The organism is Rhodopseudomonas palustris, from assembly GCF_003226555.1.
Lineage (GTDB): Bacteria > Pseudomonadota > Alphaproteobacteria > Rhizobiales > Xanthobacteraceae > Rhodopseudomonas > Rhodopseudomonas palustris_I.
Genome location: NZ_QKQS01000001.1, coordinates 170,585 through 197,043, shown reverse-complemented (window position 1 = coordinate 197,043; position 26,459 = coordinate 170,585). Strand labels below are relative to the sequence as shown.

At 65.1% G+C, this 26,459-nt stretch carries 27 protein-coding genes, 1 tRNA gene and 1 other RNA gene; 22 read left to right on the top strand and 7 right to left on the bottom strand.

Annotation, left to right across the window (positions count from 1 at the left end):
* Positions 1-67 precede the first annotated feature (67 nt).
* Both DNX69_RS01050 and ssrA read right to left on the bottom strand, forming a co-directional pair.
* A complete protein-coding gene (locus DNX69_RS01050) occupies positions 68-604 on the bottom strand; it encodes an SspB family protein (RefSeq protein WP_110784103.1) in 537 nt (178 codons plus the stop codon).
* A gap of 230 nt (positions 605-834) precedes the next feature.
* Positions 835-1,202: a transfer-messenger RNA gene (ssrA, locus tag DNX69_RS01045) on the bottom strand.
* A gap of 141 nt (positions 1,203-1,343) precedes the next feature.
* On the opposite strand from ssrA, the gene DNX69_RS01040 reads away from it, so the two are divergent.
* The 19 genes from DNX69_RS01040 to DNX69_RS00950 all read left to right on the top strand — a co-directional run bounded on the left by DNX69_RS01040 (position 1,344) and on the right by DNX69_RS00950 (position 19,183).
* On the top strand, positions 1,344-1,937 hold the full coding sequence (locus tag DNX69_RS01040; RefSeq protein ID WP_110784101.1) for a chromate transporter: 594 nt from the start codon (positions 1,344-1,346) through the stop codon (positions 1,935-1,937).
* Positions 1,934-2,464, top strand: coding sequence for a chromate transporter (locus tag DNX69_RS01035; RefSeq protein WP_110784100.1), 531 nt, complete (start codon positions 1,934-1,936; stop codon positions 2,462-2,464). The genes DNX69_RS01040 and DNX69_RS01035 overlap by 4 nt, the downstream gene beginning before the upstream one ends.
* A gap of 74 nt (positions 2,465-2,538) precedes the next feature.
* A complete protein-coding gene (locus DNX69_RS01030) occupies positions 2,539-3,039 on the top strand; it encodes a tripartite tricarboxylate transporter TctB family protein (RefSeq protein ID WP_110784098.1) in 501 nt (166 codons plus the stop codon).
* A 10-nt stretch (positions 3,040-3,049) separates the two neighbouring features.
* Entirely contained in the window at positions 3,050-4,564 is a 1,515-nt protein-coding gene (locus DNX69_RS01025) for a tripartite tricarboxylate transporter permease (protein ID WP_165825154.1), read from the top strand.
* 106 nt (positions 4,565-4,670) lie between these two features.
* Positions 4,671-5,678, top strand: coding sequence for a tripartite tricarboxylate transporter substrate-binding protein (locus DNX69_RS01020; protein ID WP_110784095.1), 1,008 nt, complete (start codon positions 4,671-4,673; stop codon positions 5,676-5,678).
* A 172-nt stretch (positions 5,679-5,850) separates the two neighbouring features.
* Positions 5,851-6,645: a thymidylate synthase gene (locus DNX69_RS01015; RefSeq protein WP_110784094.1), complete on the top strand. Its 795-nt coding sequence runs from the start codon at positions 5,851-5,853 to the stop codon at positions 6,643-6,645.
* Positions 6,646-6,648: 3 nt separating this feature from the next.
* Positions 6,649-7,065 (top strand): HEPN domain-containing protein, encoded by a 417-nt coding sequence (locus DNX69_RS01010; protein ID WP_110784092.1) that lies wholly within the window; start codon positions 6,649-6,651, stop codon positions 7,063-7,065.
* Positions 7,044-7,451, top strand: coding sequence for a hypothetical protein (locus DNX69_RS01005; protein WP_133255956.1), 408 nt, complete (start codon positions 7,044-7,046; stop codon positions 7,449-7,451). The genes DNX69_RS01010 and DNX69_RS01005 overlap by 22 nt, the downstream gene beginning before the upstream one ends.
* Before the next feature lie 11 nt (positions 7,452-7,462).
* On the top strand, positions 7,463-8,008 hold the full coding sequence (locus tag DNX69_RS01000; protein WP_207803097.1) for a dihydrofolate reductase: 546 nt from the start codon (positions 7,463-7,465) through the stop codon (positions 8,006-8,008).
* A 116-nt stretch (positions 8,009-8,124) separates the two neighbouring features.
* The gene (gene hflK / locus DNX69_RS00995; RefSeq protein ID WP_110784087.1) at positions 8,125-9,282 is read left to right on the top strand and encodes an FtsH protease activity modulator HflK; all 1,158 of its coding nucleotides are present in this window, start codon (positions 8,125-8,127) and stop codon (positions 9,280-9,282) included.
* Positions 9,279-10,223: a protease modulator HflC gene (hflC, locus tag DNX69_RS00990; RefSeq protein WP_110784085.1), complete on the top strand. Its 945-nt coding sequence runs from the start codon at positions 9,279-9,281 to the stop codon at positions 10,221-10,223. Before hflK ends, hflC begins: the two co-directional genes overlap by 4 nt.
* 227 nt (positions 10,224-10,450) lie before the next feature.
* Positions 10,451-10,651: a DUF2065 domain-containing protein gene (locus tag DNX69_RS00985; RefSeq protein WP_110784084.1), complete on the top strand. Its 201-nt coding sequence runs from the start codon at positions 10,451-10,453 to the stop codon at positions 10,649-10,651.
* A 213-nt stretch (positions 10,652-10,864) separates the two neighbouring features.
* Positions 10,865-12,373, top strand: a complete 1,509-nt coding sequence (locus tag DNX69_RS00980; protein ID WP_110784082.1) for a Do family serine endopeptidase — start codon at positions 10,865-10,867, stop codon at positions 12,371-12,373.
* 6 nt (positions 12,374-12,379) lie between these two features.
* Positions 12,380-13,015: a class I SAM-dependent methyltransferase gene (locus DNX69_RS00975; RefSeq protein ID WP_110784081.1), complete on the top strand. Its 636-nt coding sequence runs from the start codon at positions 12,380-12,382 to the stop codon at positions 13,013-13,015.
* A gap of 349 nt (positions 13,016-13,364) precedes the next feature.
* The gene (gene dctP / locus DNX69_RS00970) at positions 13,365-14,405 is read left to right on the top strand and encodes a TRAP transporter substrate-binding protein DctP (protein WP_110784079.1); all 1,041 of its coding nucleotides are present in this window, start codon (positions 13,365-13,367) and stop codon (positions 14,403-14,405) included.
* A 114-nt stretch (positions 14,406-14,519) separates the two neighbouring features.
* Positions 14,520-15,062 carry a TRAP transporter small permease subunit gene (locus tag DNX69_RS00965; protein ID WP_110784077.1) on the top strand — a complete coding sequence of 181 codons (543 nt, stop codon included), beginning with the start codon at positions 14,520-14,522 and terminating at the stop codon, positions 15,060-15,062.
* Between the two features lie 14 nt (positions 15,063-15,076).
* Entirely contained in the window at positions 15,077-16,399 is a 1,323-nt protein-coding gene (locus DNX69_RS00960; RefSeq protein ID WP_110784144.1) for a TRAP transporter large permease, read from the top strand.
* A gap of 272 nt (positions 16,400-16,671) precedes the next feature.
* Complete coding sequence (locus DNX69_RS00955; RefSeq protein WP_110784076.1) at positions 16,672-17,883, top strand: ABC transporter substrate-binding protein; 1,212 nt, start codon at positions 16,672-16,674, stop codon at positions 17,881-17,883.
* Positions 17,884-17,989: 106 nt separating this feature from the next.
* Entirely contained in the window at positions 17,990-19,183 is a 1,194-nt protein-coding gene (locus DNX69_RS00950) for a CaiB/BaiF CoA transferase family protein (RefSeq protein ID WP_110784142.1), read from the top strand.
* A gap of 70 nt (positions 19,184-19,253) precedes the next feature.
* Here DNX69_RS00950 and DNX69_RS00945 read toward each other — a convergent pair whose 3' ends face one another.
* The 3 genes from DNX69_RS00945 to DNX69_RS00935 form a co-directional block, all read right to left on the bottom strand.
* On the bottom strand, positions 19,254-19,598 hold the full coding sequence (locus tag DNX69_RS00945) for a hypothetical protein (protein WP_234826805.1): 345 nt from the start codon (positions 19,596-19,598) through the stop codon (positions 19,254-19,256).
* Positions 19,592-20,269: a nucleotidyltransferase domain-containing protein gene (locus DNX69_RS00940; RefSeq protein ID WP_110784074.1), complete on the bottom strand. Its 678-nt coding sequence runs from the start codon at positions 20,267-20,269 to the stop codon at positions 19,592-19,594. The genes DNX69_RS00945 and DNX69_RS00940 overlap by 7 nt, the downstream gene beginning before the upstream one ends.
* A gap of 110 nt (positions 20,270-20,379) precedes the next feature.
* Positions 20,380-20,453 (bottom strand) — tRNA-Gln (locus DNX69_RS00935).
* 277 nt (positions 20,454-20,730) lie between these two features.
* On the opposite strand from DNX69_RS00935, the gene DNX69_RS00930 reads away from it, so the two are divergent.
* Positions 20,731-20,961, top strand: coding sequence for an AbrB/MazE/SpoVT family DNA-binding domain-containing protein (locus tag DNX69_RS00930; RefSeq protein ID WP_110784139.1), 231 nt, complete (start codon positions 20,731-20,733; stop codon positions 20,959-20,961).
* On the top strand, positions 20,958-21,362 hold the full coding sequence (locus DNX69_RS00925; RefSeq protein ID WP_110784073.1) for a PIN domain-containing protein: 405 nt from the start codon (positions 20,958-20,960) through the stop codon (positions 21,360-21,362). Before DNX69_RS00930 ends, DNX69_RS00925 begins: the two co-directional genes overlap by 4 nt.
* Positions 21,363-21,405: 43 nt before the next feature.
* On the opposite strand, the gene DNX69_RS00920 is transcribed toward DNX69_RS00925, so the two are convergent.
* Together DNX69_RS00920 and DNX69_RS00915 are read right to left on the bottom strand one after the other, a co-directional pair.
* Positions 21,406-24,540: a multidrug efflux RND transporter permease subunit gene (locus DNX69_RS00920; protein WP_110784071.1), complete on the bottom strand. Its 3,135-nt coding sequence runs from the start codon at positions 24,538-24,540 to the stop codon at positions 21,406-21,408.
* A 2-nt stretch (positions 24,541-24,542) separates the two neighbouring features.
* Positions 24,543-25,763, bottom strand: a complete 1,221-nt coding sequence (locus DNX69_RS00915) for an efflux RND transporter periplasmic adaptor subunit (RefSeq protein ID WP_110784070.1) — start codon at positions 25,761-25,763, stop codon at positions 24,543-24,545.
* Positions 25,764-26,093: 330 nt separating this feature from the next.
* Here DNX69_RS00915 and DNX69_RS00910 point away from each other — a divergent pair, with 330 nt between their 5' ends.
* Positions 26,094-26,339, top strand: a complete 246-nt coding sequence (locus DNX69_RS00910) for a hypothetical protein (protein WP_110784068.1) — start codon at positions 26,094-26,096, stop codon at positions 26,337-26,339.
* Positions 26,340-26,459: the final 120 nt, after the last annotated feature.

Here is a 26,459-nt window from a genome sequence, read left to right as displayed (position 1 = left end):
CCAACCGGCAACGCCGCACGCACCTGAGCGATCCAGCGTGCAGGCGATCGGATGATCGGCGGGGCCGTTACTTCTTGCGGAAGCGGTCGAGCCGCACCACCTCGGCGCCTTCGCCGGAGCGAGGCGGCAGGTCGTCGGGTGGCGCGCTGTCCTCGGTCGCGGCGGCCGACGTCGGCAGCGCCACAGGCGTTGGAGCCGTGGTCGCCAGTTCGGTGGCATCCTCGGATTCGTCGTTGTCCTCGGCCTCATCGGCCGCTTCGAACTGCAGACCGAATTTCACCGACGGATCGAAGAAGCTCTTGATCGCCGCGAACGGCACCACCAGGCGCTCCGGGATGCCGCCGAACGACAGCCCGACCTCGAAACGATCTTCGGTGACCACGAGATCCCAGAACTGATGTTGCAGCACCACGGTCATTTCTTCGGGGTACTGCGCCAGCAGCCGCGGCGACAGCTTCACGCCGTCGGCCTTGGACTGGAAGGTGATGAAGAAGTGATGCTCTCCGGGCAGGCCGTGCTGAGCGACGTCGGTGAGGACATGCCGCAGCACGCCACGCAAGGCGTCGCGGGCCAGCACGTCGTATCGAATGTGGTCGGTGGCCATATGGTCGTCCCGTCTGGTCGTCCCGTCGCTCGGTTACCCGAAGGCTGCTGCCCTGAGGCTGGTTCGGCACTGGGGTGTGGCCCGACTCGTGCCGAACATCATGCTACCCCGGCCGCTGACCATGGTCAGCATCTATCGCGGCTGAATTGTGCGGCTCGGTGCCGGAGAAATCGGCAGTAAGCCGCCCTCCAGTCAGCAAAATTCTGAACGAACAAGGCGTGATTAGAATGAGTGGAGGCTTCTGTTGCCAGGTGCCTCCGAACCCCGCCTAACGGAGCTTAACCCGTTAGGGCTTTAAAGTGGTCTTTCAAACTGCGTTACGCAGCCTGAGCAACCGGAGCATAGTTGTCGTTGGCAACTATTGCAGTAGCCCGATAACGGCGGAACAATACCGGGAAAAAGCGAGCCCTTTACGCCCTCGTCGATCCTATTTCGCCCCCGCCGAAACCCACCTTCCGAAACGAAGATGGTGGGCTTGGGTGGAGGCGCCGGGTACCGCCCCCGGGTCCGAATGGTTTATTGCGGCGGCCATTTATTTCCATAGTCGGGTTGCCCCGACCCTCCCAATATAGGGGGCAATGCCCGCCGGCGAAAGGGCCTCCCTGCCAAGCACTTGTGGGCGGGCGGCCGGGGTCTTCCGAAAGCCCGGTCCAGCATCCGGGCAGCTTCGCTGTGTGCGAACAGGGGGACGGCGGAAAAGCCGGTAGTTGCGCTCCACGCGGCAGTCTAAAGCTTGCGAATGGCTCTTATCGATGCACCCGATCGCGAGGCAGGGAGCGCCGCGGCTGCTCCGGCGCCCGGCCTCGGCGAGCTGTTCGTCGCCTTCGCCAAAATGTCGCTGGCCGGTTTCGGTGGCGTGCTGGTGTGGGCGCGGCGGGCGATCGTCGAGCAAAAGCGCTGGATGACGGCCGAAGAGTTCAACGAGACCTTCGCGCTGTGCCATTTTCTGCCGGGGCCGAACATCGTGAACCTGTCGGTGGTGTTCGGATCGCGGTTCCGCGGCATACCCGGGGCGATTGCAGCTTTCGCGGGGCTGCTCGGCCCGCCCCTGCTGATCGTGACGTTGCTCGCGGTGCTCTACGCCCATTACGGCGAGCTCGAGACGCTGCGCCGTGTCCTCGCCGGGGTGTCCTACGCGGCGATCGGGCTGTTGTTCGCGGTGGCGTTCAAGATGCTGCTGCCGCTGCTGCAGGCGCGCGACCCGGTCGCGATCGGGCTGCTGACGGCGGTGTTCGTCGCTGTCGGTGTGCTGCGGCTGCCGATGCCTTGGGTGTTGGCGATCGCGGTTCCGTGCAGCATCGGGGTCACCTATCTGCGGAGACGCGCCGCATGACCGGGGCGCCCTCGCTCGGCGGGCTGGCCGTGACTTTCAGCACGATGTCGCTGTTTGCGATCGGCGGCGCCAATGCGGCGCTGCCGGAGATCCACCGCGTCGCCGTCACGCTCAATCATTGGCTGTCGGAGCAGCAATTCGCCGATGCGTTCGCGATAGCCCAGCTCTCGCCCGGCCCCAACGTGATGATCGTGACGCTGATCGGCTATCAGGCGGCCGGCCTTGCGGGGGCGGTGGTGGCGACGCTTGGGATGTGCGGGCCGAGCGCGGCGCTGGCCTATCTGGTCAGCCGAGTGCTGCGCCGCGCGACGACCTCGCGATGGCCGGCGATCATCCAGGCGGCGCTGGTGCCGTTGTCGATCGGCCTGATGTCCGCGAGCGGCCTGATTCTGGCGCTGGCGTCGGACCGTTCCGCAGCGTCACTGATAATGACGGCGATTGTCGCGGTGCTCGCAGCCGCGACCCGGATCAATCCGCTGTGGCTGCTGCTCGGGGGTGGTTTGCTGGGATTCGCCGGCGTTGTTTGAACCAGGCCGATAGGCCAAAGACAGAACATGCCGCTCCTCAAGTCGGGCGGTGGGCAAGCTTGGGGGAACGACCGATGGACGAGGCGCCGAACGGGTTGCGGGAGCGATCCGTGTTTCCGAGCTGGATTCGCGGGCCGCAGGACTTCGTCGGCGGGCTGGCGCTGATCGCGGTCGCGGTATTCGCGCTGTGGGCGGCCAGCGATCTCGGCGGGATGAAGGGCTTTCGTTTCGGGCCGGGGACGGTGCCGCGGCTGCTCGCGCTGTTGCTACTGGGATTGGGCGCGGTGATCGCCGCCACCGGGATTTTCACCGAGGGCGAGCGGCTGGCCAAATTCCATTGGCGCGGGCCGTTGTTCGTCGGCCTCGCCATCCTGTCGTTCGCGGTGACGATCCGGCCGCTCGGCCTGGTGATCGCGGCCTTCTCCAGCTTCCTGATCGCGGCGCTCGGCACGCCGGAGACGCGCTGGGGCGAGACCCTCGTGGTTGGAATCTTGCTCACCGCCGCGTGCTGCGGGCTGTTCGTGTACGGGCTGGCGCTGCCGTTCGCGCTGTGGCCCGTCGCCCTGACGCAGTGAGGCCGCGCTGATGGATCTGTTCTCCAATCTCGCGCTCGGCTTTCAGGTCGCCGCGTCGCCGACCAATCTGCTGCTGTGCCTGACCGGTGCGCTGGTCGGTACCTTGATCGGCGTGCTGCCGGGGATCGGCACGATTGCGACGGTGGCGATGCTGCTACCGATCACCTTTGGGCTGCCGCCGGTCGGTGCCCTGATCATGCTCGCCGGGATCTACTACGGCGCCCAGTATGGTGGCTCGACCACCTCGATTCTGGTCAATATTCCGGGCGAGGCGACCTCGGTGGTGACCACGCTCGACGGCTTTCAGATGGCCAAGCAGGGCCGGGCCGGGCCGGCGCTGGCGATCGCGGCGATCGGCTCGTTCGCCGCCGGCTGCTTCGCCACAGTGCTGATCGCGCTGGTCGGCCAGCCACTGACCAGGATCGCCTTGGAATTCGGCCCGGCCGAATACTTCTCCCTCATGGTGCTGGGTCTGGTGTTCGCCGTGGTCTTGGCGCGTGGCTCGGTGCTGAAGGCGGTGGCGATGATCGTGCTCGGGCTGCTGCTGTCGACGGTCGGCTCCGACATCGAAACCGGTGCGGCGCGGATGACCTTCGACCTCCCGGAACTGGCCGACGGGCTCGGTTTCGCCACGGTGGCGATGGGGGTGTTCGGCTTTGCCGAGATCATCCGCAATCTCGATTTCGGTGCGTCGGCCGATCGCGAATTGGTGCAGCAGAAGATCACCGGACTGATGCCGACCCGCAAGGATTTGCGCGACGCCGCCCCTGCGATCGCACGCGGCACGGTGCTGGGATCGATCCTTGGCATCCTGCCCGGCGGCGGTGCGGTGATCGCCTCGTTCGCCGCCTATACGCTGGAGAAGAAGATCGCGCGCGATCCGAAGCGGTTCGGTCGCGGCGCGATCGAGGGCGTCGCGGCGCCGGAAAGCGCCAACAATGCCGCCGCCCAGACCTCGTTCATCCCGCTGCTGACGCTTGGGATTCCACCGAACGCGGTGATGGCGCTGATGGTCGGCGCGATGACAATTCATAACATCGTACCTGGACCGCAGGTGATGCAGAACCAGCCCGAGCTGGTGTGGGGCATGATCGCCTCGATGTGGATCGGTAATCTGATGCTGCTGATCATCAACCTGCCGCTGGTCGGCGTCTGGGTGCGGTTACTGCGTGTTCCGTACCGTCTGTTGTTTCCGGCGATCGTGATTTTCTGCTGTATCGGGATCTACTCGGTGAACAACGCCCCGGTCGACGTCGTCCTGGCCGGCGCCTTCGGGCTGATCGGCTACTGGCTGGTGAAGCACGAGTTCGAGCCGGCGCCGCTGCTGCTCGGCATGGTGCTGGGTCCGCTGATGGAGGACAATCTGCGCCGCGCGCTGCTGATTTCCCGGGGCGACGCCACGGTGTTTCTGACCCGGCCGCTGTCGGCCGCGCTGCTCGCGGTGGCCACAGGGCTGCTGTTCCTTGCGGTATTACCGATGCTGCGGCGGAAGCGAGACGAGGTCTTCGTCGAATCCGAGAGCTGACGAAGCCTCGCGCCTGCATTCCCGCAACGCGGCAACGCTGTTTTCGCCGGTTGATCTGATAGCGAGTAATTCGCTATCACCACAGCCGTTCCGGCGGAGACGTGCTATGAAGCGGTTTGGCGGCGTGAGCGCAGCGGGAGGCATCGCGATCGCCATCGTGGCGCTGTGGCTGGCGCCTGCCCGTGCCACCGACCAGGACCGTCTCGACCAGATCGATTTCCCGGTGCGGACCGTGACCGTTGTGGTGCCGTTCGCCAGAGGCGGGCCGACCGATACAGTGGCGCGGCTGATCGCTGTCGAAATGGCCAAGACGCTGGGCCAGCCGATCGAAATCGAAAACATACTCGGTGCCGGCGGCACTCTGGCAGCGACTCGCGTGGCCCACGCGACGCCGGATGGCCATACCTTGATCGTCGGACACATGGGCACCCACGGCTCGGCCGCTGCACTGTCGCCCAAGCTCGGTTATCGGCCGGACAAGGATTTCGAGCCGGTCGCGCTGCTCGCCGAGATGCCGGTTTTGCTGCTGGCGCGCAGGGACTTTCCGCCCAAGGACATGACCGAGTTCAAGACGTTCGTGAAGTCGCACACCGACAACATCAACGTCGCTCATGCCGGGTTCGGGTCGGTGTCCTATGCGTCTTGCCTGCTGCTGGACCGCCTGCTGGGCGTCGATCCGACCGCGGTTCCGTTCAGTGGCACCGGGCCGGCGATGCAGGCACTGATCGACGGACAGGTCGACTATATGTGTGACCAGATCGTCAACGCCGTGCCGGCCCTGCGCGAGGACAAGATCAAGGCGTATGTGATCGCTTCGGCCGAGCGCGATTCGGCGGTGCCGCAGGTGCCAACGGCCGCCGAAGCCGGGGTGCCCGGATTCCGGATCGCGGCCTGGACCGGGCTGTTCGCGCCCCGCGGCACGCCCGAGCCGATCGTCGCCAAATTGAACGCCGCGGTGTCGCGGGCCCTGGATCAATCCGAAGTGCGCACCAGACTCACCGATCTCGGCGGCATCGTTCCGGGCCCGGAGCAGCGCTCGCCGGTGGTGCTGGCCCAGCTGGTTCACGACGAAATCACCCGCTGGGGCAGCGTCGCGAAGGGTTCCACCCCTTAGCCACCGGCAGCGGCCACCCGCCCGCGTTGCAGCAGCCTTGTGTGGATCGGCGGCGCAGCGGCCTTGCCGTGGCCGCCGCATCGGGCCATTTTCGCACCCGTCCGGACTCTTTCCCAAGCCTCCCGCGCCGCCCGACGGCCGCGCCGGCGCTGCATTGCCGAGCCACCTCGCCATGATCCAATACCAGGACCTGCTCGAACGTATTTTGAGCGACGGGGCCGAGAAGCACGACCGAACCGGCACCGGCACCCTGTCGGTGTTCGGGCATCAGATGCGGTTCGATCTGGCCGCCGGCTTTCCGATGCTGACCACCAAGCGGCTGCCGCTGAAGGCGATCGTGCACGAGCTGCTGTGGTTCCTGCAGGGCGACACCAACATCAAATATCTGCACGACCACGGTGTCACCATCTGGGACGAGTGGGCCGACGAGAACGGCGATCTCGGTCCAGTGTACGGCGCGCAATGGCGTTCCTGGCCGACCGCGGACGGTAGCTCGATCGACCAGATCGCGAACGTGGTCGAGATGATCAAGCGCAATCCGGATTCGCGCCGGCTGATGGTCACCGCCTGGAATCCCGCCGATGTCGAGAAGATGGCGCTGCCGCCGTGCCACTGCCTGTTCCAGTTCTACGTCGCGAACGGCAAACTGTCGTGTCAGCTGTACCAGCGCTCGGCGGACGTGTTTCTCGGCGTGCCGTTCAACATCGCGTCCTACGCGCTGTTGACCATGATGGTGGCGCAGGTCACCGGACTGAAACCCGGCGAGTTCGTCCACACGCTCGGCGACGCGCACCTGTATTCCAATCACCTGGAGCAGGCGCGGCTGCAACTCACCCGCGCGCCGCGCGCGCTGCCGACGATGTCGATCAACCCAGCGGTGAAAGACATCTTCGGCTTCCGCTACGAAGACTTCACGCTGCAGGGCTACGATCCCCACCCGCACATCAAGGCCGAGGTGGCGGTGTGAGTCATGGCGCAGGATCGCGCAGCGCTCCAACATCTTGCTCGGGAGCGACTGGCTGAGGCTAGACTGCTGCTTGCCAACGGTCATCCGTCGGGCGCTTACTACCTTGCCGGCTACGTGCTGGAATGCGCCTTGAAGGCCGCTATCGCGCGGCAATTCCGCGCTGATGAAATTCCGGATCTGAAACGGGTCAGCAAGATCTATTCGCACGATCTCAGCCAGTTGATGGATATCGCAGGCCTGAAGTCGGTGCTCGAAGCAGAGATTGCCGTGCGTCCCGATCTCAAGAAGCGATGGGCCATCGCCGCCGAATGGTCCGAGCGGGCACGTTATGAGCTTTGGACCGACGATCGGGCTTCCGCTATATTGGATGCGATCGGCGGCGAAGAAGGGCTGTTCGAATGGCTATTGAAGCGCTCGTAGATTCGAGGCTGGATGCTTCCAGACAGTTGGTCGAGGCTCTGCTGAAGCGCCGTGCGCCGCTACTCGCTGCCTACTGGGAGTATCGCGAGGAAGTCGATCGTTGGACGCTCAATTTGGTCCCGGATTGTCCGGAGCACGAACGTGTCCTGCTGAATGAAGCCGTCGAGCTGATGGTGCAGGCCCCTTATCGAACCGCGTTCTCTCTGTCGGATCCGTCGGTCGATGGCCGCCAAATTCCTCGCGCGAAGGCACTTGGCGCGTACATTCGCCTCGAACCGTATGTCGGACGTCGCATCGACACCACCTTTACCGGAGGTGAGTATTTCGACAGCGTCGTGCCGGTGTATTTCAGGGCGGATTTGATGACGCATCTGTCGGTCGCGTGATGGACCTCAGGATGTCGATCGACCTCGTCCTCATCGTCGCAGTGGCTGACAATGGCGTGATCGGGCAGGGCAATACGATTCCCTGGCGGCTCAAGTCGGACCTGCAGCGGTTCAAGCAGCTCACGCTGAACAAGCCGGTGATCATGGGGCGCAAGACCTATCAGTCGATCGGCCGGCCGTTACCGGGGCGGACCAACATCGTGGTGACGCGCGATTCCGCTTTTGCGGCGGTGGGCGTCGTCGTCGCGCCGTCATTCGAAGCGGCCGAACAGGTCGCGCGGGGCGATGCGCTGCGGCGTTTTGCCACCGAAATCGCGGTGATCGGCGGCTCCGAGATTTACGCGCATTGGTTACCGCGCGCGGTACGGCTCGAACTGACCGAGGTGCACGCCAGCCCCGAGGGTGATACCTGCTTCCCAGCGATAGATCCGGAGCAATGGCAGGAAGTCGCGCGCGAACGCCGCGTCGCCGGGCCGCAGGACAGCGCCGATTTCTCCTATGTGACCTATCGACGCTGCGCCGCGACCGGAGTGGGGCGCGGCGCCGTTGGCAATTGACAAACCTTCGTCAAGGCTTAGCTCGCAACGCGGAATGACGCGCGTTGTGCCCAAGGGGACCGTCCCCTATAAAGCCGGGCAGACTGCGGCCGTTCGGCCGCGAAGGAGATGTTTGAATGCCGTGGAAGAATCAAGGCGGAGGCCCGTGGGGTTCTGGCCCCAAGGGTCCGTGGGGAACGGGGCCACAATCGTCGGGGCCGCGGCCGCCTGATCTGGAAGATCTGCTGCGTCGCGGCCAGGACCGGCTCCAGCAGATCCTTCCCGGCGGCCATTTCAGCGGGCTCGGCATCATCGTGGTGGTGCTCGGCGCGCTGGCGATCTGGGGCCTGTCGGGCTTCTTCCGGGTGCAGTCCGAAGAGCTCGGCGTGGTGCTGCGGTTCGGCAAGCACGTCCGCACCGTGCAGCCCGGTCTGAACTATCATCTGCCGTATCCGATCGAAACGGTGCTGCTGCCGAAGGCGCTGCGCGTCAACACGATCAGCATCGGCATGACGCTGATCAACGATCCGGCGCGCCGCGGCGCGACGATGCACGACGTGCCCGAAGAGAGCCTGATGCTGACCGGCGACGAGAACATCGTCGACGTCGACTTCACCGTGCTGTGGCGGATCAAGCCCGACGGCGTCGGCAATTACTTGTTCAACATTCAGAACCCGCAGGGCACCGTGAAGGCGGTGGCCGAAAGCGCGATGCGCGAAGTGATCGGTCGCTCCGACATCCAGCCGATCCTGACCGGCGCCCGCACCACGATCGAGAACGCCGTGCAGGAGCTGATGCAGAAGACGCTCGACAGCTACGGCGCCGGCGTCCTCGTGCAGCAGGTGCAGATGCAGAAGGTCGATCCGCCGCAGCAGGTGATCGACGCTTTCCGCGACGTGCAGGCCGCACGCGCCGACCTCGAGCGGCTGCAGAACGAAGCGCAGACCTATGCCAACCGGGTCATTCCCGACGCCAAGGGTCGCGCGGCGCAGATCATCCAGAACGCCGAAGGCTACAAGGGGCAGGCGGTCGCCGAGGCCAAGGGCCAGAGTGCGCGCTTCCTCGACGTGTATGAGGAATACAAGAAGGCGCCGGCGGTGACCCGCGAGCGTATCTATCTCGAAACCATGGAGCGCGTGCTCGGCTCCGCCGACAAGCTGGTGTACGACCCCGGCACCGGTAACGGACAGGGCATCGTGCCTTATCTGCCGCTGAACGAGCTGTCCAAGAAGCGCGCGGCGCCGACGAGCTCCGTGCCGCAGAACCAGCAGCAAACGGGCGGAGGCAACCGATGAAGGCCGGAGTCGCAGGAATCGTTGCGCTGATCGTGGCGCTGGTCGCGGTCATCGTCGGCTGGTCGTCGCTGTTCACCGTCAGTCAGACCGAGCAGGTGCTGCTGGTTCGCCTCGGCGAGCCGGTCCGGGTCGTCACCGAACCGGGTCTGCATTTCAAGGCGCCGTTCATCGACACGGTGATCAGCATCGACAAGCGGATTCTCGATCTGGAGAATCCCTCGCAGGAAGTCATCGCCGCCGACCAGAAGCGGCTCGTGGTCGACGCGTTCGCGCGCTACCGGATCAAGAACGCGCTGCGCTTCTATCAGAGCGTGGGCTCGATCCCGGCCGCCAATGTCCAGCTGACCACGCTGCTGAACGCATCGCTGCGCCGCGTGCTCGGCGAAGTCACCTTCATCCAGGTGGTGCGCGACGAGCGCGAGGCGCTGATGGCCCGGATCCGCACCCAGCTCGACAAGGAAGCCGAGGGCTACGGCATCTCGGTGGTCGATGTCCGGATCCGCCGCGCCGATCTGCCCGACCAGAACAGCCAGGCGGTGTATCAGCGGATGCAGACCGAGCGTCAGCGCGAAGCCGCCGAGTTCCGCGCGCAGGGCGGTCAGAAGGCCCAGGAGATCCGATCCAAGGCCGACCGTGAAGCCACCGTGATCATCGCCGAGGCCAATTCCGAGGCCGAGCAGATCCGCGGTTCCGGCGACGCCGAACGTAACCGTCTGTTCGCCACCGCTTATTCCAAGGACCCGGAGTTCTTCGCGTTCTATCGCTCGATGACCGCCTACGAGCAGTCGCTGAAGAGCAACGACACCCGGTTCCTGCTGCGGCCGGACTCGGAATTCTTCCGCTTCTTCGGCAGCGCCGACGGCCGGACGCCCGCGAACGGCGCTGCGCCGTCCGCAGCAGCGGTTCCGTCGACGCCTGCGGCTCCTGCCGCACCGCGTTGAGGCATCCACGACACTGCAACGGGCCGCTCACCAGCGGCCCGTTTTGCTTTTGGCGCGCTTTGGCCGGTTAAGGCTCTGGCAAGAAGGCGCGACAAAACAATCGTCTAGAGCCGCAGTTGGATTTCAATCGGACGCGGAATTGCTCTAGAACAAGCCGATCAACAGCGGCGCGCTGAGCGGCGCCGGGACAACGAGGGCCGCGCTCCGGCCGGGGAGGATGCTGTCGCATGAGGTCTTTCGCGTTCGCCGACCTCCTCATCGGCGTCGGATTGCTGTTTGTTCTGGAAGGTTTGATCTTTGCCGCCAGCCCGAACTGGATGCGGCGGGCGATGAAGAGTGCGCTCGAAACTCCGGACAACGTGCTGCGCGCAGTCGGCATCGGCTCGGCGGTCGCCGGCCTGCTGCTGATCTGGGTGGTCAGGCACTAGCTCGTCGCCGCCGGCCGTCGCGGCCGGTGACGGTGCCGGGGTGCTGTCACGACGTTTTCAACCACGACATTGGGTTCTGAGCCGGTTTTCGCCGCAATCGGTACGGCGGATAGGGTAGCGTCGTGCACCGCCGATGCTTGCGCCGGTCACAGGACCGGACGCAGTGTTCACGCGACTGCGCGGTATTCGCGCACGCCAGGAGATGATTCCACCATGCCCGCTGCGATCGCCCTTAGTTCCCGGATCAGGCCCTTGCGGATCAGGCCGCTGCTTGCCGCGCTGTGCCTCGGCGTCGCGGTGCTCGCCGGCCCCGCGCCGGCTTCCGCTCGCGGCCCCGAAGGGATCGCCGACGTCGCCGAGAAGGTGATCGATGCGGTGGTCAACATCTCCACCACCCAGACCGTCGAGGCCAAGGCCTCAGGCTCGGGCGAGGGCAAGGGCGCGATGCCGCAATTGCCGCCGGGCTCGCCGTTCGAGGAATTCTTCGAGGACTTCTTCAAGAACCGCCGCGGCGAGAAGGGCGGGGCGCCGCGCAAGACCAATTCGCTCGGCTCCGGCTTCATCATCGATCCGTCCGGCGTGGTCGTCACCAACAATCACGTCATCGCCGATTCCGACGAGATCAACGTGATCCTCAACGACGGCACCAAGATCAAGGCGGAGCTGGTCGGCGTCGACAAGAAGACCGACCTCGCGGTGCTGAAGTTCAAGCCGCCGGCCGGCAAGACGCTGACCGCGGTGAAATTCGGCGACAGCGACAAGTTGCGGCTCGGCGAATGGGTGATCGCGATCGGCAACCCGTTCTCGCTCGGCGGCACGGTGACGGCCGGCATCGTCTCGGCGCGCAACCGCGACATCAATTCCGGTCCCTACGACAGCTACATTCAGACCGATGCGGCGATCAATCGCGGCAATTCCGGCGGGCCGCTGTTCAACCTCAACGGCGAAGTGGTCGGCGTCAACACGCTGATCATCTCGCCGTCGGGCGGTTCGATCGGCATCGGCTTCGCGGTGCCGTCGAAGACCGTGGTGCCGGTGGTCGATCAGCTCCGTCAGTTCGGCGAGCTGCGCCGCGGCTGGCTCGGCGTCCGCATCCAGCAAGTCACCGACGAAATCGCCGACAGCCTGAACATCAAGCCGGCGCGCGGTGCGCTGGTTGCCGGCGTCGACGACAAGGGGCCGGCCAAGCCGGCCGGGATCGAGCCCGGCGACGTCGTGATCAAGTTTGACGGCAAGGACATCAAGGAGCCGAAGGATCTGTCGCGGATGGTCGCCGACACCGCGGTCGGCAAGACCGTCGACGTCGTGGTGATCCGCAAGGGCAAGGAAGAGACCAAGCAGGTCACGCTCGGCCGGCTCGCCGACGATGCCAAACCGCAGCCGGCGTCGGCCAAGTCGCAGCCCGAGACCGAGAAGCTGGTGACGCAGAAGGTGCTCGGCCTCGATCTCGCCGCGCTGTCGAAGGACCTGCGCGGCCGCTACAAAATCAAGGACAGCGTCAAGGGCGTGCTGGTGACCGGCGTCGACGACGGCTCCGACGCCGCCGAGAAGCGGCTGTCGGCCGGCGACGTCATCGTCGAGGTGGCGCAGGAGTCGGTCGGCAGTGCCGCCGACATCAAGAAGCGGGTCGAGCAGCTCAAGAAGGACGGCAAGAAGTCGGTGCTGCTGCTGGTCGCCAACGCCTCCGGCGAGCTGCGCTTCGTCGCGCTCAGTCTGCAATAAGGCGCGATGGCCGAAACGGACCGGACCGCGCCTGCCGTCGATTTCGTCGGCGGCGCGGTCGGCTATCGGTTTCGCTCACAGGCCGGGCGCAGCCATGCGCTCCTCAAGGCCACCGGCGTTTCCCCGACGCGCTCCCTGCATGTGATCGACGCCACCGCTGGTCTTGGCCGGGATGCTTTCCTGCTCGCCTCGATGGGGGCGACGGTGACGCTGATCGAGCGGGTGCCGGAGGTGCACGCGCTGCTCTCTGATGCGCTCGAAGCGGCGCGCAATGAGAGCGACGAATTCGCCGCCATCATCGGCCGGATGACGCTGCTGCACGGCGACGCACGTGCGCTGCTGCCGACGATGCAAGCCGACGTCATCACCATCGACCCCATGCATCCGCCGCGGACCAAGACGGCGCTGGTCAAGCAGGAGATGCGGCTGCTGCGCGACCTGGTCGGCACCGATCCGGATGTCGGCGATCTCTTGGCAGCGGCGCTGTCCGCCGACTGCGGCCGCGTCGTCCTGAAATGGCCGCTGCGTGCCGCATCGCCCCAGGCCTCGCGAAAGCCTTCGCACCAGATCGCCGGCAAGACCGTGCGCTACGACGTGTTCAGACGGCCGCAACGTCCCACGGAATCGTCGCCCCGCGCCTGAGCGTCATTGTGCGATACAGTACCGCCGGCGTCGCTGACGCACGGCTTCCGCGGAACAATCCCGGACCTCTTCGCATCGCGCGCTGCTACGTATTGTCGCGATCCACAGCGCATGCGAGATCGCTGCTCCTGATCACGCGACGACCGAAAGGCCGTGATTACTGAGGATCACGAATGGTCGGCTGATCGGTATCCCACGATGCGAGATATTTCAGTGGCGCCGAATGGTTGCCGCACTGCACACGCGTAAAGTAGGCGCCGCAGCGATGATTGACGGCTGAATACAGCCCGTGATCTGATCGCAAGAAACACAACAAAAGAACACCACGAACCCAAGGGAGGGACGACGCATGTCGGGATCAACTAACAAGTTGAATCGGCGGTCCATGCTCAAGGCGTCGGTGGCTGTCGCCGCGGCGCCGGCACTGATCGGAAGCGCGCAGGCGCAGCAGACCGTGACCTGGAAAGTGCAGGCGCATTGGCCGAAAGCATCCGGCTCGTTCAACGACAGCCTCGGTGTGCTGGCGAAGGAACTCGAGGAACGCACCGGCGGCCGTTTCAAGCTGGAAACCTACGGCGCTGGCGAGATCGCCAAGGATCGTGAGATCTACAACGTCGTGCGGCGCGGCGTCGTGCCGATGGGGACGATCTCGCCGGCCTACATTCTCGGCGAAGCGCAGGCGATGGGGCTGTTCTACGGCGTGCCGGGCACGCTGCGTGAATCCTGGGAGATGATGCATCTGACCAAGAATCTCGGCATCGAGAAGATGGTCAACGAGGAGCTGCGCCCCAAGGGCGTGATGATGATGGCCGAGAAGGCCTATCCGACCGAAGTCGTGCTCAAGAAGAAGGTGACGTCGGCGGCCGATCTCGGGTCGCTCAAGGTCCGCTCCGCCGGGTCGATGCTCGAATATCTGGCCGCTGCGGGCGCTTCGCCGCAGCAGATCGCCGGGCCGGAGATCTATCAGGCGATCTCGACCGGCGTCGTCGACGGCGCACACTGGGGCGCTGCGATCGGTGCGCTGTCGATGAAGTTCTGGGAGGTGGCGAAGTTCCACATGAAGCCGGCGCTGGGCTTCGCCAACGACGCCTACATCGTCAATATCGCGGCGCTCGACAAGCTTCCGCCCGATCTGAAGCTGCAGTTCGTATCGTTGGTCGAAGAGCGCTACTTCCGCCGCTCGGTGGAGTATCTCAATCAGGAAGCGGTGGCGCTGACCACCGGCAAGACCAAGATGGACGTCGAGGTGGTGCGCTTCCCGGACGACGTGTTGAAGAAATTCGCCGATGCGTCCAATCAGATCCTGAAGAAGGAAGCCGCCAAGGGCGACGTCGCTCAGAAGGGCACCCAGGCGCTGACCAAGCTGATGACCGATCTCGGCTACGTCTGAGGCCCACGCTCCGCCCGGAGACGCCGGGCGGAGCAAGCCGCGGCAATGGCTGTCTTCGCATTGAACGTCGGCGACGTCCGTCGCCGCGTCCTTCCCCAACCAACGGCGTACCGGATGCTGGCTCTCGCACGCGCAATTACGCGACTGAACCATTGGGTTGCGATGATCGCCGCATGGCTGATCGCGCCGATCTTCATGCTGCTGATGGCCGACGTGATCATGCGCTACGTCGTCGGCAGCGCCGCGATCTGGACCGCCGAACTCGCCCAGCTGGTATTCGGTGTCTATGCGGTGATCGCCGGCGGCTACCTGCTGGCCGAGCGCGCGCACGTCAACGTCGACATCATCTACGGCCGGTTCGGCCCCGTGCAGAAGGCCAAAATCGATCTCGCCACCTCGTTTCTGTTCTTCATCTTCATGGCGGTGCTGATCTGGCAGGGCGCCGACATGGCGTGGGAATCCGCGGCGAAGTTCGAGACCTCGTCCAGCATCTGGAATCCGCCGGTCTGGCCGGTGAAGCTGGCAATTCCGATCGCCGGCGTGCTGCTGCTGTTGCAGGGGCTGGTGCGGATCGTCTCGGACGTCCGCACCGTGATGGGCCTTTCGAACGACCCCGACACGTTCGGCAAGCAGGCTGCCGACGGCCCCTCTCATTGATCGGACCCGCCATCGTGTCAGTGGAAGTTCTCACGCTCCTGTTCTTCGGTTCGCTGCTGGTGTTCTTGTTCATCGGCACGCCGCTGGTGTTCACGCTCGGCGGCATCTCGGTGGTCTTCCTCTATTTCACCATGGGGCCGGTCGGCTTCTATCTGGTGGCGTCCAAGTTCTGGGATTCGATGATGAGCTTCACACTCATCGCGATCCCGATGTACGTCTACATGGCGATGCTGCTGGAGAAATCCGGCGTCGCGCAGGACCTGTACCGGATGATGCACGTCTGGTTCGGCGCGCTGCGCGGCGGGCTGGCGATCGGCACGGTGGCGATCTGCGCAATCTTCGCGGCGATGAGCGGGATCAGCGGCGCGGCGGTGGTAACGATGGGCACCATCGCGCTGCCGCGGATGCTGGAGCGCGGCTACGACAAGCGCCTCGCGGTCGGCGCGATCAATTGCGGCGGCGGTTGGGGCATCCTGATCCCGCCGTCGATCCTGATGGTGCTGTATGCGCTGCTGACGGAGGTCTCGGTCGGCCGGCTGTTCGCCTCCGGCATCGGCCCGGGCATCCTGCTGTTCGTGCTGGTGTCGATCTACATCTTCGTGCGCGCCTGGCTGAATCCCGCGATGGCGCCGGCGCTGCCGGTCGAGGAGCGCGGCGATTGGGGGCTGAAGCTGCGCTCGCTGCGCGCGGTGTTCCTGCCGCTGTTCATCGTGTTTCTGGTGCTCGGCGCGATCTTCGGTGGCTTCGCGACGCCGACCGAAGCCGCCGCGCTCGGCGTGTTCGGCGCGCTGATCGCCTCGGCGGTGCATCGCAAATTGTCGTTCGCCGTGCTGCACGACGCGGCAGTGCAGACGCTGCGTCTTACCGCGCTGGTGATGTGGATTCTGTTCGCCGCGCACGCGTTCTCGACCGCCTATACGACGCTCGGCGCCAACGAACTGATGAACCACATGATGTCGCTGATCCCCGGCGGCAAATGGGGCGCGCTGGCGTTCATGCTGGCGGTGCTGCTACTGCTCGGCATGGTGCTCGACCCGGTCGGCATCATGCTGATCACGCTACCGGTGTTCCTGCCGGTGGTGCAGTCCTATGGCTGGGACCCGATCTGGTTCGGGGTGATCTTCATTATCATGATGGAGATCGGCTACATGACGCCGCCGTTCGGCTTCAATCTGTTCTACCTGAAGGCGGTGGCGCCGCCCGACGTCACCATGAGCGACATCTACTGGTCGGTGATCCCTTACGTGCTGGTGACGATGCTCGGCGTGTTGATCATCATCGCATTCCCGGACGTCGCGCTGTATTTCCCGAACCTGTTCTTTGGCAAGCCGGGCTGATCGCGACAGCTGAGCCGCCACACGCCTGACGGACGCGACGGACGGCACGCCGGTCGAGCCTGCGAAATTCGCATGCGGATGGGTGCGCGATCGCACGTCTCGGCGCGAGCGAAGCATGTATGTTTTCCGCCAAGCGGTGAGTGGTGGCGCTCAGCCAGAGCAAGCGCCTGTGACGTGGAGCCGCGCGAACGCGGTTGCAATGGCCGCGAGGGAGTGAAGACCGGACAGCATCGCCAAAGACGATGCGGCCGGATCAAGGAGGAAGACCCCACATGACGTTCTTTCGGCACACACCGTGCGTCGCCGCGGTCGCGCTCGTCGCAGCGCTCAGCGCCAGCGCAGCGCACGCCGCCGGCAGCTATGACCCCGGCGCCAGCGATAGCCTGATCAAGCTCGGCCAGACCATGCCGTATTCCGGACCGGCGTCGGCCTATTCGACGATCGGGCGGGCCGAGGCGGCCTACTTCAAGATGCTGAACGACAAGGGCGGGATCAACGGCCGCAAGGTGGAGTTGCTGAGCCTCGACGATGCCTACTCGCCGTCAAAGACGGTGGAGCAGGTCCGCCGGCTGGTCGAAAGCGACGAGGTGCTGGCGATGTTCTCGATCCTGGGTACCGGGCCGAATATCGCGGTGCAGAAGTATCTCAACATCAAGAAGGTCCCGCAACTTCTGCCGTTCAGCGGCGCCACCCGCTGGAACGACGCCAAGCACTTCCCGTGGACCACCGGATCGCAGCCGACCTACAAGACCGAGGGGCGGATCTACGCGAAGTGGATTCTCGCCAACAAGCCGAACGCCAAGATCGCGGTGATCACGCCGGCCGAAGAGGCCGGTCGCGATTATCTCGCCGGATTCAAGGAAGGGCTCGGCGCGCATGTGAATCAGATCGTGTCCGAGGCGGTGTACGAGACCACCGACCCGACCGTCGACTCCCAGATCGTCAAGTTCAAGGCCGCCGGCGCCGACGTGCTGTTCAACGAATGCACGCCGAAATTCGCCGCGCAGGTGATCAAGAAAGCCGCCGAACTCGGCTGGAAGCCGCAGATCATCCTGCCGGCAGTGTCCAATTCTGTCGGCTCGGTGCTGAAGCCGGCGGGACTGGAGAATGCGGTCGGCATCGTCACCGGCGCTTATCTGAAGGATCCAGGCGATCCGCGCTGGGCCAATGATCCCAGCATGCAGCAATGGCGCGCCTGGATGCACACCTACAATCCGAGCGCCGATCCGGCCGATATCTTCAACGTCTCCGGCTACACCCTTGCGCAGATGATGGAGCTGGTGCTGCGCCGCGCCGGCGACGATCTCACCCGGGCCAACCTGATGAAGCAGGCGGAGTCGCTGAACGGCGTCGAGATGCCGATGCTGCTGCCCGGCATCAAGCTGCAGATGTCGCCCGACCAACGGACGCCGATCCGGCAGCTACAGATGGCGCGCTTCAACGGCACCTCGTGGGAGCTGTTCGGCGACGTGCTGAGCGAGTAGGCGCCAGCCGCGCTCGGATGGGAGAGGGTGGGTCTCTCCCATCCTGTTGAATTGCGTCGCGCTGTTCGACGCTGCGTCCTCATCCTTCAACGACATCGTGACCCCCATGACCGAACCTACCGGGCCGCTCGCCGGCATTCGCATTCTCGATCTCACCAGTGTGCTGTTCGGCCCCTATGCGGCGCAGATCCTCGGCGACTGGGGCGCCGACGTCATCAAGATCGAAACCCTCGACGGCGACATGTGGCGCTACACCGGGCTGTTCCGGAACCGCGGCATGAGCGGCCAGTTCATGGCGGTGAACCGCAACAAACGCAGCCTCGCGCTGGACCTGAAGCATCCCGACGGCAAGGCGGTGCTGCAGCGGCTGATCCCGACCGCCGACGTGCTACTCACCAACGTCCGCCCCGCCGCGATGGCGCGGCTCGGTTTCGGCTACGACGCGTGCGCGGCGCTTAATTCGCGGCTGATCTATGCGGCGGCGACCGGGTTCGGCCAGGACGGCCCGTGGGCGGCGCGGCCGGCGTTCGACGAGATCATCCAGGCCGCTTCGGGGCTGGCGTCGTCGATCGGCTCGGACGACGAGCCGCAATTCGTGCCGAGCCTGGTCGGCGACAAGATCTGCGGCCAGGCGCTCGCCGGCGCGGTGTCGGCGGCGCTGTTCAGCCGCGAGCGCTCGGGCAGGGGCCAGCTCGTCGAGGTGCCGATGCTGGAAACCATCGCCGGCTTCAACAGCATCGAGATGCTCGGCGGCTATGCGTTCGATCCGCCGATCGGCCCTTCGGGCTACAAGCGGATGAAGGAGCGCAAGCCGGTGCGCACCAAGGACGGCTGGATGACCATGCTGCCGTATTCCGGCGACAATTGGTGTGCGTTCTTCGAAGCGGTCGGCCGCTCCGAACTGATCGACGAACTGCAGGTGCGCGATCCGGTGGCGCGTGCGGAAAACATCGACCGGATCTACGCGGCGATGGCCGAGATCGCGCCGGCCCGCACCACCGCGGAATGGGAGGAATTACTGCTGCGCCTCGACGTACCGCACACCGCGTTCGCCAAGATCAGCGAGATCGGCGAGCAGGAGCATCTCAAGGCAGTCGGCCTGTTCGCCGCGATCGATCATCCGAGCGAAGGCAGCATCCGCCAGGCCCGCCCGGCGACGCGCTTCTCCGAAGCCCCGCCGAACCTGCACCGTCCGACCCCGCGCCTCGGCGAACACTCCCGCGAGGTGCTGAGCGAGGCCGGCTACCGCGCCGACGAGATCGACGCGCTGGTGCAGGCCAAGGCGGTGGGCGAAGGGTGAGGCTGAAGTGGCACGAGTGATTGCGGACGTCGCCCCGAGTTTGGACGACAGTTCTGCATTCCGTTTCAGCTCAGTCGTTGGGCAGGTCCAGTTTTGCGACTTGCTCTTGCAAAATTTTGGTACAGCGGATGAGATCCGACAGAAGTTCGCCGTCGATCTCCATCCGTCCTTCATACTCGGCGAGATTTCGCGCGTTGTGGGCTTTCAGGAAGGTCTGGATCTCGGCCCGCTCGGCGCCGAGCGTGTGGGCGAGGGTCTGAAACACTGTGATCCGATTCTCTGAACGATACCCGTGAGCGCGCAGCGCGGCGAGGGCAAGGCGATGCGCTGCGCCGTAGGCGAGATCGAATTGGCTGTCTGGATCGAGGGATTCGTTCTGTGCATCGGCAAGGCGCACGCGCGCCGATTTCAGCATTCCGTCAAATTCGGCGCGGGAAGCCGGTTCGGCTTTGAGGTTGCCGATGCGGACGAGGTTATCGAGTTCTGCTTTGTCCATGCATGCAGGTTCTTCTCTGAACCTCGGACGAAAATCTTCGGCTGAATAGCCACCTTGCTGACAAACGATGTCGCGTCGGACGCTTTGCGGCCCCAATCCCGCGGCGTGAGGAAGATCGGGTTCACCTTGCGCCCGAGCGCATGTTCCATCGTCTGCGCCGCACTGTACAGCTCCGAGTAGTCGAGATCGTCCCCGATCACCATCAGGTCCACGTCGCTGTTTGCGGTCTCCGTTCCCTTGGCGACCGAGCCGAAAATGAAGGCGGTCGCAACCGCATCCGAGAACGGCTCCAGCGCATCTCGCACCGGGTCAGCGATGCCGACCGTTTTCTTCACGAGGCTGCATAGTTCGTTGAAGATCGGGGAGTCGGGATCCGCCTGATAATGCTTCTGATTGCCGATGTGCTGGACGGAGACCAGCCCGCTCCGACGAAGGCGGGACAGCTCGCGTTCGACGGCCCCCGTCCCGGAGCGGACACGACGAACGATCTCGGACGTATAGAAGCTGCGGCTCGGCTGACCGAACAGCAACCCGAGCACGCGCTGCTGCACGGCGGAGAACAGGGCTTCGGAAGGGCTGAGCTCGTTCATGCGTTATCCCACCCAATATGGGGAGGATAGCACCCGAATTGGGAAGGAAAAAGCCGGGGCGCGATTGCTGAGCGCGAGATCAGGTTATGAAGACCGGAGTGCTTTTAGGCTGGCTGGGGAACCTGGATTCGAACCAAGACAAACAGAGTCAGAGTCTGTTGTGCTACCGTTACACCATTCCCCACCGAGAATGCGCTGACGGATCAGGCATTAGAGTGCTGCACGGGGCACACTCGACACGGCGCCGGGCGCGGCGGGAGTGGTTCGCGACGCGCCTCGGGTGTGGGGGTCTTCTAGCTGTGTCGGCTCCGCGCTGCAAGAGGGTTGCTGGCGACAGATGGGGAGATCGGCGCCGAACTCGCGGCGGCGCCGATCGGCTGAGCGTGGGAAATGCACGCTCCGGTTGAAGTTTTGGATATCCTGCATATGATATACATTCGGACAGGCGCATGGAGGGTGCAATGAAGGTCTCCAGATGGGGCAATAGCCTCGCCGTCAGGCTGCCCACTGCGCTGGTGGACAAGCTCGATCTGAAAGAGGGCGATGAGCTCAACGTGGTCGACGTCGTCGAGCGGACGGTGGTGGTCGAGAAGGAGGACAGGAGGAAAGCCGCGCTGGAGCGCATGGCCGAGCGCAAGTGGAAGTTGCCTGAGGGCTATCGCTTCGATCGTGACGAGGCCAACGAGCGGTGACGGCTTTCTTCGATACTAACATTCTAGTCTATGCTCAGGAAACGGGCGCGAAAGCGGACCGTGCACGGGCCGTCTTGGGCGGCGGTGGCAGGCTTAGCGTTCAAGTGTTGAACGAGTTCACCGTCGTGGTGCAGCGCAAGTTCGGCCGGGGGTGGAGGGAGATCGCCGAGGCTATCGACGACGCTCTGGCTGTGTCCGGGCCGCCACTGCCTCTGACGCACGATCTGCACGTTGCCGCTCGCGTGCTCGCTGAGACGTGCAAGCTGTCGTTCTACGACGCGCTGATCGTCGCTGCCGCACAGGAGGCCGGCTGCGATGTGCTGTACAGCGAGGATTTGCAGCACGGCCGTAGCTTCGGCACGTTGCGCGTCGAAAATCCCTTCCTGGAAAGCCCGCGATAACGCGCGCTTGCGCGACAACCCACCTCGCTCACCGCGCTCCGCTTCACTCCGCGGCCTGTTTGACTCCGCCGTCTTCATCCTCGTCGACCGGGATGTGGGCGCGGCCCCAGTTGGTCAGCGCGTTGGAGAGGCGGTCGAGATAGAGGTACACCACCGGGGTGGTGAACAGCGTCAGCGCCTGGCTGACCAAAAGGCCGCCGACCATGGCGTAGCCGAGCGGCTGGCGGATCTCCGAGCCGGTGCCGGTGCCGAGCATCAGCGGCACACCGCCGAGCATCGCCGCCATCGTGGTCATCATGATCGGACGGAAGCGCAGCAGCGCGGCCTTGCGGATCGCCTGCTCGGGATCGAGATGCTCGTCACGCTCGGCGGTGATGGCGAAGTCGACCATCATGATGCCGTTCTTCTTGACGATGCCGATCAGCAGGATGATGCCGATCAGCGCGATCAGGCTGAAGTCGAAGCCGAACAGCATCAGCATCGCCAGCGCGCCGACGCCCGCCGAGGGCAGGGTCGACAGAATCGTCAGCGGGTGGATGTAGCTCTCGTACAGGATGCCGAGGATCAGATAGACCACCACCAGCGCCGCGATGATCAGCAGCGGCACGGTCGACAGCGATTGCTGGAACGCCTGCGCGGTGCCCTGGAAGCTGCCGGTCAGTGTCGGCGGCGCGCCGATCTCCGCCATCGCCGCTTGCACCGCCGCGGTGGCTTCGCCGAGCGCTGTGCCTTGCGCCAGATTGAAGCTGATCGTGGTGGCGGGGAATTGGCCCTGGTGGCTGATCGACAGCGGCCGCACCGGCACCGTGGTCCATTTCGCAAAGGTCGACAGCGGCACCTGATCGCCGGTGGTCGGCGATTTGATGTAGATCTGGTTCAGCGTGTCGAGGCGGCCCTGCAGCTCCGGCAGCACTTCCAGGATGATCCGGTAGGTGTTCACCTGGGTGAAGTACTGCGTCACCTGGCGCTGGCCGAAGGCGTCGTACAGCGTGTCGTCGATCAGTTGCGGCTTGATGCCGAAGCGCGAAGCGGTGTCGCGGTCGATCGTCAGCGTCAGCGTGGTGCCTTCGGTCTGCTGGTCGGTGGCGACGTCGCGGAGCTGCGGCAGGCTCTGCATCTTGGTCAGAACCTTCGGCGCCCACTCGTTGAGCTCGGCGAGATTGGCGTCCTGCAGGGTGTATTCGAACTGGGTGCGGGTCGGCCGGCCGCCGAGCCGGACGTCCTGCGCCGCCTGCATGAACAGCCGAGCGCCTTCGACCTTGTTCAGCTTCGGCCGCAGCCGCGCGATGATCTCCTGTGCGCTGGCCGAACGCTCGTCGCGCGGCTTCAGCGTGATGTACATCCGCCCGGTGTTGAGCGCGCTGCCGCTGCCGCCGATGAACATCGCGATGCTGGCCACGTCCGGATCGGCCAATACGATCTCGCCGAGTTCTTCCTGGCGCTGCTTCATCGCGCTGAACGAGATGTCCTGTGCGGCCTCCGAGGCGGCGGTGATCAGGCCGACGTCCTGCTGCGGAAAGAACCCTTTCGGGATCGCGACGAACAGATACACCGACAGCCCGACAGTGGCGAAGAACACCATCAGCGTGGTGAACCGCCAGCGCAGCACCAGGTCGAGCCCGCGCTCGTAGGCGCGCAGCAACGCCTCGAAGGCGCCTTCGATCGATTGGTAGAGCCGGCCGTGGCGGACCTCCGTGGCCGGCCGCATGAAGCGAGACGCCATCATCGGGGTCAGCGTCAGCGACACCAGCATCGACACCCCGATGGTCATCGCCAGCGTCACCGCGAATTCGCGGAACAGCCGGCCGATGATGCCGCCCATGAACAACAGCGGAATCAGCACAGCCACCAGCGAGATCGAGATCGATACGATGGTGAAGCCGATCTCGCGGGCGCCCTTCAGCGCCGCGGCGTACGGCTTCTCGCCCTCTTCGATGTGACGGGCGATGTTCTCCAGCATCACGATGGCGTCGTCGACCACGAAGCCGACCGAGATCGTCAGCGCCATCAGCGACAGGTTGTCGAGCGTGTAGCCGGCCGCCCACATCAGCGCGCAGGCGCCGAGCAGCGCCAGCGGCACCGTGACGCTGGGGATGATGGTGGCCCAGAAGCTGCGCAGGAACAGGAAGATCACCATCACCACCAGCGCGATGGTGAGCAGCAGGGTGAACTGCACGTCCTCCACCGCGGCGCGGATCGTGGTGGTGCGGTCGCTCATCACGTCGATTTTGATCGCCGGCGGAATGCCCGCGACCAGCCGGGGCAGCTCCGCCTTGATCCGATCGACGGTGTCGATGACGTTGGCGCCGGGCTGCTTGAACACCACCAGGAACACGCCGCGCTTGCCGTTGGCCCAGGCGGCGGTCTTGGCATCCTCCGGCCCGGTCACCGCGCGGCCGATATCGCGGATCCGCAGCGGCCCGCCGTTGCGATAGGCCAGGATGACGTCGTTCCAGTCCTTGGACTCGGTGAGCTGGTCGTTGGCGTAGATGGTGTAGCTCTTGGTCGGCGCGTCGAGCGTGCCCTTCGGGCTGTCGACCGTGGTGATCGCGATCTGGCTGCGCACGTCCTCCAGCGACAGCCCCTTGGCCATCAGCTTGGCGGGATCGACCTGAATCCGGATCGCCGGCTTCTGCTGGCCGCCGATGAACACCTGGGCGACGCCGGACAGCTGGCTGATCTGCTGGGCGATCTTGGCGTCGGCGTTGTCGCTGACCGTGGTCAGCGGCAGGGTGTCGGAGGTCGCCGACAGGATCAGGATCGGCGCGTCGGCCGGATTGACCTTGCGATAGGTCGGCGGGTTCGGGAGGTTCTTGGGGAGTTGCCCGCCTGCGGCGTTGATCGCCGCCTGGACGTCGTTGGCGGCGGCGTCGATGTTGCGGTTGAGGTCGAACTGGATGGTGACCGCGCTCGAGCCGAGCGAACTCGTCGAGGTCATCTGCGATACGCCGGGGATCTGGGCGAGCTGACGCTCGAGCGGCGTCGCCACCGAGGAGGCCATCGTCTCCGGGCTGGCGCCGGGCAGGCTGGCGGAAATCTGGATGGTGGGAAAATCGACCTGCGGCAGCGGGGCCACCGGCAGGGCCGGGTAGGCGATCAGGCCGACGAACAGGATCCCCGCCATCAACAGCGAGGTCGCGATCGGGTAACGGATGAACGGCGTCGAGATCCCGTTCATGGCTATTTCCTGGTAGGCGCAGCGGACGGGGCGGGCTCGTTGTCGGCGACCTTGAACGCCAGCAGCGATCCCGGCTTCACCTTGTACTGACCGCCGACCACGACCCGGTCGCCGGGTTCGAGACCGCGCTCGATCACGGTGCTGTGGTCGTTGGCGGCGCCGACGACGATCTTGCGCAACTCAGCTTTATTGTCGGCGTCGACCGCGTAGGCGTACAGCCCGTCGGTGCCGTGCTGGATGGCGTCGTTGGGAACCACGACGACGTCTTTCAGCGTCTTCACCAGCAACCGGGTCTGCACTGCGAGGCCAGGCCACAGCGCGTGGTTTTTGTTGGTGAACACCGCCTTCAGCCGTACCGTACCACTGTTGCTGTCGACCTGGTTGTTGACCACCGCGAGGTTGCCGTCCTCGGCGAAGGTGGTCTTGCCGTCGGTCGACAGCGCGATCACCTGCAAGGGGTGGGCGGCCTGGGCGCGGTTGATGTCGAACACCCGCTCTTCCGGCGCGGTGAAGATCACTGCGATAGGCTCGATCTGCGCGATGGTGACGATGCCGGTCTGGGTGGCGGCGTTGACAATGTTGCCCTTGTCGACCTGGCGCAGGCCGGTGACGCCGGAGATCGGCGCGCGGATCGTCGCATAGTCGAGCTGGGTCTGGGCGTTGGCGATCGCGGCTTCGTCGGCCTCGATCTGCGCGGTGAGCTGCTGCACGGTCGAGCGCTGGGTGTCGGTCTGCTGCTTGGTGGCGAATTCGCCGAGCCGCACCGAGCGGCTGAGGTCCAGCTTGGCGTTGGCCAGATTGGCCTCGTCCTGGGCCTTCTTGGCCTTGGCCTGGTCCAGCGTCGCCTGGAACGGCCGCGGGTCGATCTGCGCCAGCAAATCGCCGGCCTGCACCATCTGGCCTTCCTTGAAGGCGATCTGGTCGATCTGGCCGTCGACCCGGCTGCGCACCACCACGGTGTTGAAGCCCTGCACGGTGCCGAGTCCGCTCAGATACACCGGGAAGTCGGCTTTCTCCGCGGTTGCCACCGTCACGGGAATGGGCGCGCTGCTGCCGCCGCTGGCCGACTGAGCGGCGCCGCCACTGGAGGGCGCTTGAGCTGCCGCGTGCTGCCCGGCAGAGCGCTCGCCGGACATGCGCTGCCAGCCCCAATACGAAGCTCCCGCTGCAAGCAGCAGGCATCCAACGACGACAGCCCTGCGAGAGGCGCCGGGTTTGCTCATGCCCGATCCGATCATTCGGCCGGCGGGGCTCCGGTCACGGCGACCGGTTCAGCCTGCGCGGCAGTGCGTTCTGTTTGGTCGCAACTATACCGGCAAAGCTCGCCAGCACATCACAAACCGCATGACATTGCTAAACTTTCATGGATTTGGCGACGCGGCCCCGCGCCGCGCCGGCGAGTTGCGCATAGCTGCCAATCGCAAGAGGAGAGGCCGGGGCGCCGCCGCTCAGACCGTGGGACTAGAATAGTTCCAATTGTCAGTCGCAGCCTGCTCGGCCATATCACCGCGCGCGAAACGGCGGTGTGATGGACTGCCGTGCGGGAGGGCAGCATGGAAGAGCTCAACGGCCGGATGATCGCCTGCCAGATCCTGATCACCGGGCTGATCGCGCGCGTGGCCAACGAGCAGCGCGACCCGTTGCAGTTTCTCAGTGAGTTTCGCGACGAGATCCGTGCCGTGGTCCGCGGCATCCGGATCGACGGGATGCTGGACACCGAGCGCGTCCGACTCGCCGCGCAGCAGACCGTCGACGAGATGTTCTCGCTGATGAAGCCGCCGAGCCGCGACGACGCGTGAGCCGGTGAGCTGAGCACGATCTCGCGCTGTTTCAGTTTAGAACCGTTTCAAATTGCTGAGCGACTGATCATTTGCTCGGTTCACGAGCGTTGCGCTGAATGGTTGTGCGGCTGCGGCCGA

What these genes read in the sequence shown, in the direction of transcription:
- DNX69_RS01035 (WP_110784100.1), top strand. Translation starts at nt 1,934, where the DNA reads ATGACCGGGGCGCCCTCGCTCGGCGGGCTGGCCGTGACTTTCAGCACG.
- DNX69_RS00975 (WP_110784081.1), top strand. Translation starts at nt 12,380, where the DNA reads ATGGCCGAAACGGACCGGACCGCGCCTGCCGTCGATTTCGTCGGCGGC.
- DNX69_RS00940 (WP_110784074.1), bottom strand. Translation starts at nt 20,269, where the DNA reads ATGAACGAGCTCAGCCCTTCCGAAGCCCTGTTCTCCGCCGTGCAGCAG.
- DNX69_RS01015 (WP_110784094.1), top strand. Translation starts at nt 5,851, where the DNA reads ATGATCCAATACCAGGACCTGCTCGAACGTATTTTGAGCGACGGGGCC.
- DNX69_RS01005 (WP_133255956.1), top strand. Translation starts at nt 7,044, where the DNA reads ATGGCTATTGAAGCGCTCGTAGATTCGAGGCTGGATGCTTCCAGACAG.
- DNX69_RS00915 (WP_110784070.1), bottom strand. Translation starts at nt 25,763, where the DNA reads ATGAGCAAACCCGGCGCCTCTCGCAGGGCTGTCGTCGTTGGATGCCTG.
- DNX69_RS00910 (WP_110784068.1), top strand. Translation starts at nt 26,094, where the DNA reads ATGGAAGAGCTCAACGGCCGGATGATCGCCTGCCAGATCCTGATCACC.
- DNX69_RS01030 (WP_110784098.1), top strand. Translation starts at nt 2,539, where the DNA reads ATGGACGAGGCGCCGAACGGGTTGCGGGAGCGATCCGTGTTTCCGAGC.
- DNX69_RS01025 (WP_165825154.1), top strand. Translation starts at nt 3,050, where the DNA reads ATGGATCTGTTCTCCAATCTCGCGCTCGGCTTTCAGGTCGCCGCGTCG.
- DNX69_RS00950 (WP_110784142.1), top strand. Translation starts at nt 17,990, where the DNA reads ATGACCGAACCTACCGGGCCGCTCGCCGGCATTCGCATTCTCGATCTC.
- DNX69_RS01020 (WP_110784095.1), top strand. Translation starts at nt 4,671, where the DNA reads ATGAAGCGGTTTGGCGGCGTGAGCGCAGCGGGAGGCATCGCGATCGCC.
- DNX69_RS00980 (WP_110784082.1), top strand. Translation starts at nt 10,865, where the DNA reads ATGCCCGCTGCGATCGCCCTTAGTTCCCGGATCAGGCCCTTGCGGATC.
- DNX69_RS01010 (WP_110784092.1), top strand. Translation starts at nt 6,649, where the DNA reads ATGGCGCAGGATCGCGCAGCGCTCCAACATCTTGCTCGGGAGCGACTG.
- hflC (WP_110784085.1), top strand. Translation starts at nt 9,279, where the DNA reads ATGAAGGCCGGAGTCGCAGGAATCGTTGCGCTGATCGTGGCGCTGGTC.
- DNX69_RS00920 (WP_110784071.1), bottom strand. Translation starts at nt 24,540, where the DNA reads ATGAACGGGATCTCGACGCCGTTCATCCGTTACCCGATCGCGACCTCG.
- DNX69_RS01050 (WP_110784103.1), bottom strand. Translation starts at nt 604, where the DNA reads ATGGCCACCGACCACATTCGATACGACGTGCTGGCCCGCGACGCCTTG.
- DNX69_RS00985 (WP_110784084.1), top strand. Translation starts at nt 10,451, where the DNA reads ATGAGGTCTTTCGCGTTCGCCGACCTCCTCATCGGCGTCGGATTGCTG.
- DNX69_RS00945 (WP_234826805.1), bottom strand. Translation starts at nt 19,598, where the DNA reads ATGCTGAAATCGGCGCGCGTGCGCCTTGCCGATGCACAGAACGAATCC.
- DNX69_RS00955 (WP_110784076.1), top strand. Translation starts at nt 16,672, where the DNA reads ATGACGTTCTTTCGGCACACACCGTGCGTCGCCGCGGTCGCGCTCGTC.
- hflK (WP_110784087.1), top strand. Translation starts at nt 8,125, where the DNA reads ATGCCGTGGAAGAATCAAGGCGGAGGCCCGTGGGGTTCTGGCCCCAAG.
- DNX69_RS01040 (WP_110784101.1), top strand. Translation starts at nt 1,344, where the DNA reads ATGGCTCTTATCGATGCACCCGATCGCGAGGCAGGGAGCGCCGCGGCT.
- DNX69_RS00965 (WP_110784077.1), top strand. Translation starts at nt 14,520, where the DNA reads ATGCTGGCTCTCGCACGCGCAATTACGCGACTGAACCATTGGGTTGCG.
- DNX69_RS01000 (WP_207803097.1), top strand. Translation starts at nt 7,463, where the DNA reads ATGTCGATCGACCTCGTCCTCATCGTCGCAGTGGCTGACAATGGCGTG.
- dctP (WP_110784079.1), top strand. Translation starts at nt 13,365, where the DNA reads ATGTCGGGATCAACTAACAAGTTGAATCGGCGGTCCATGCTCAAGGCG.
- DNX69_RS00930 (WP_110784139.1), top strand. Translation starts at nt 20,731, where the DNA reads ATGAAGGTCTCCAGATGGGGCAATAGCCTCGCCGTCAGGCTGCCCACT.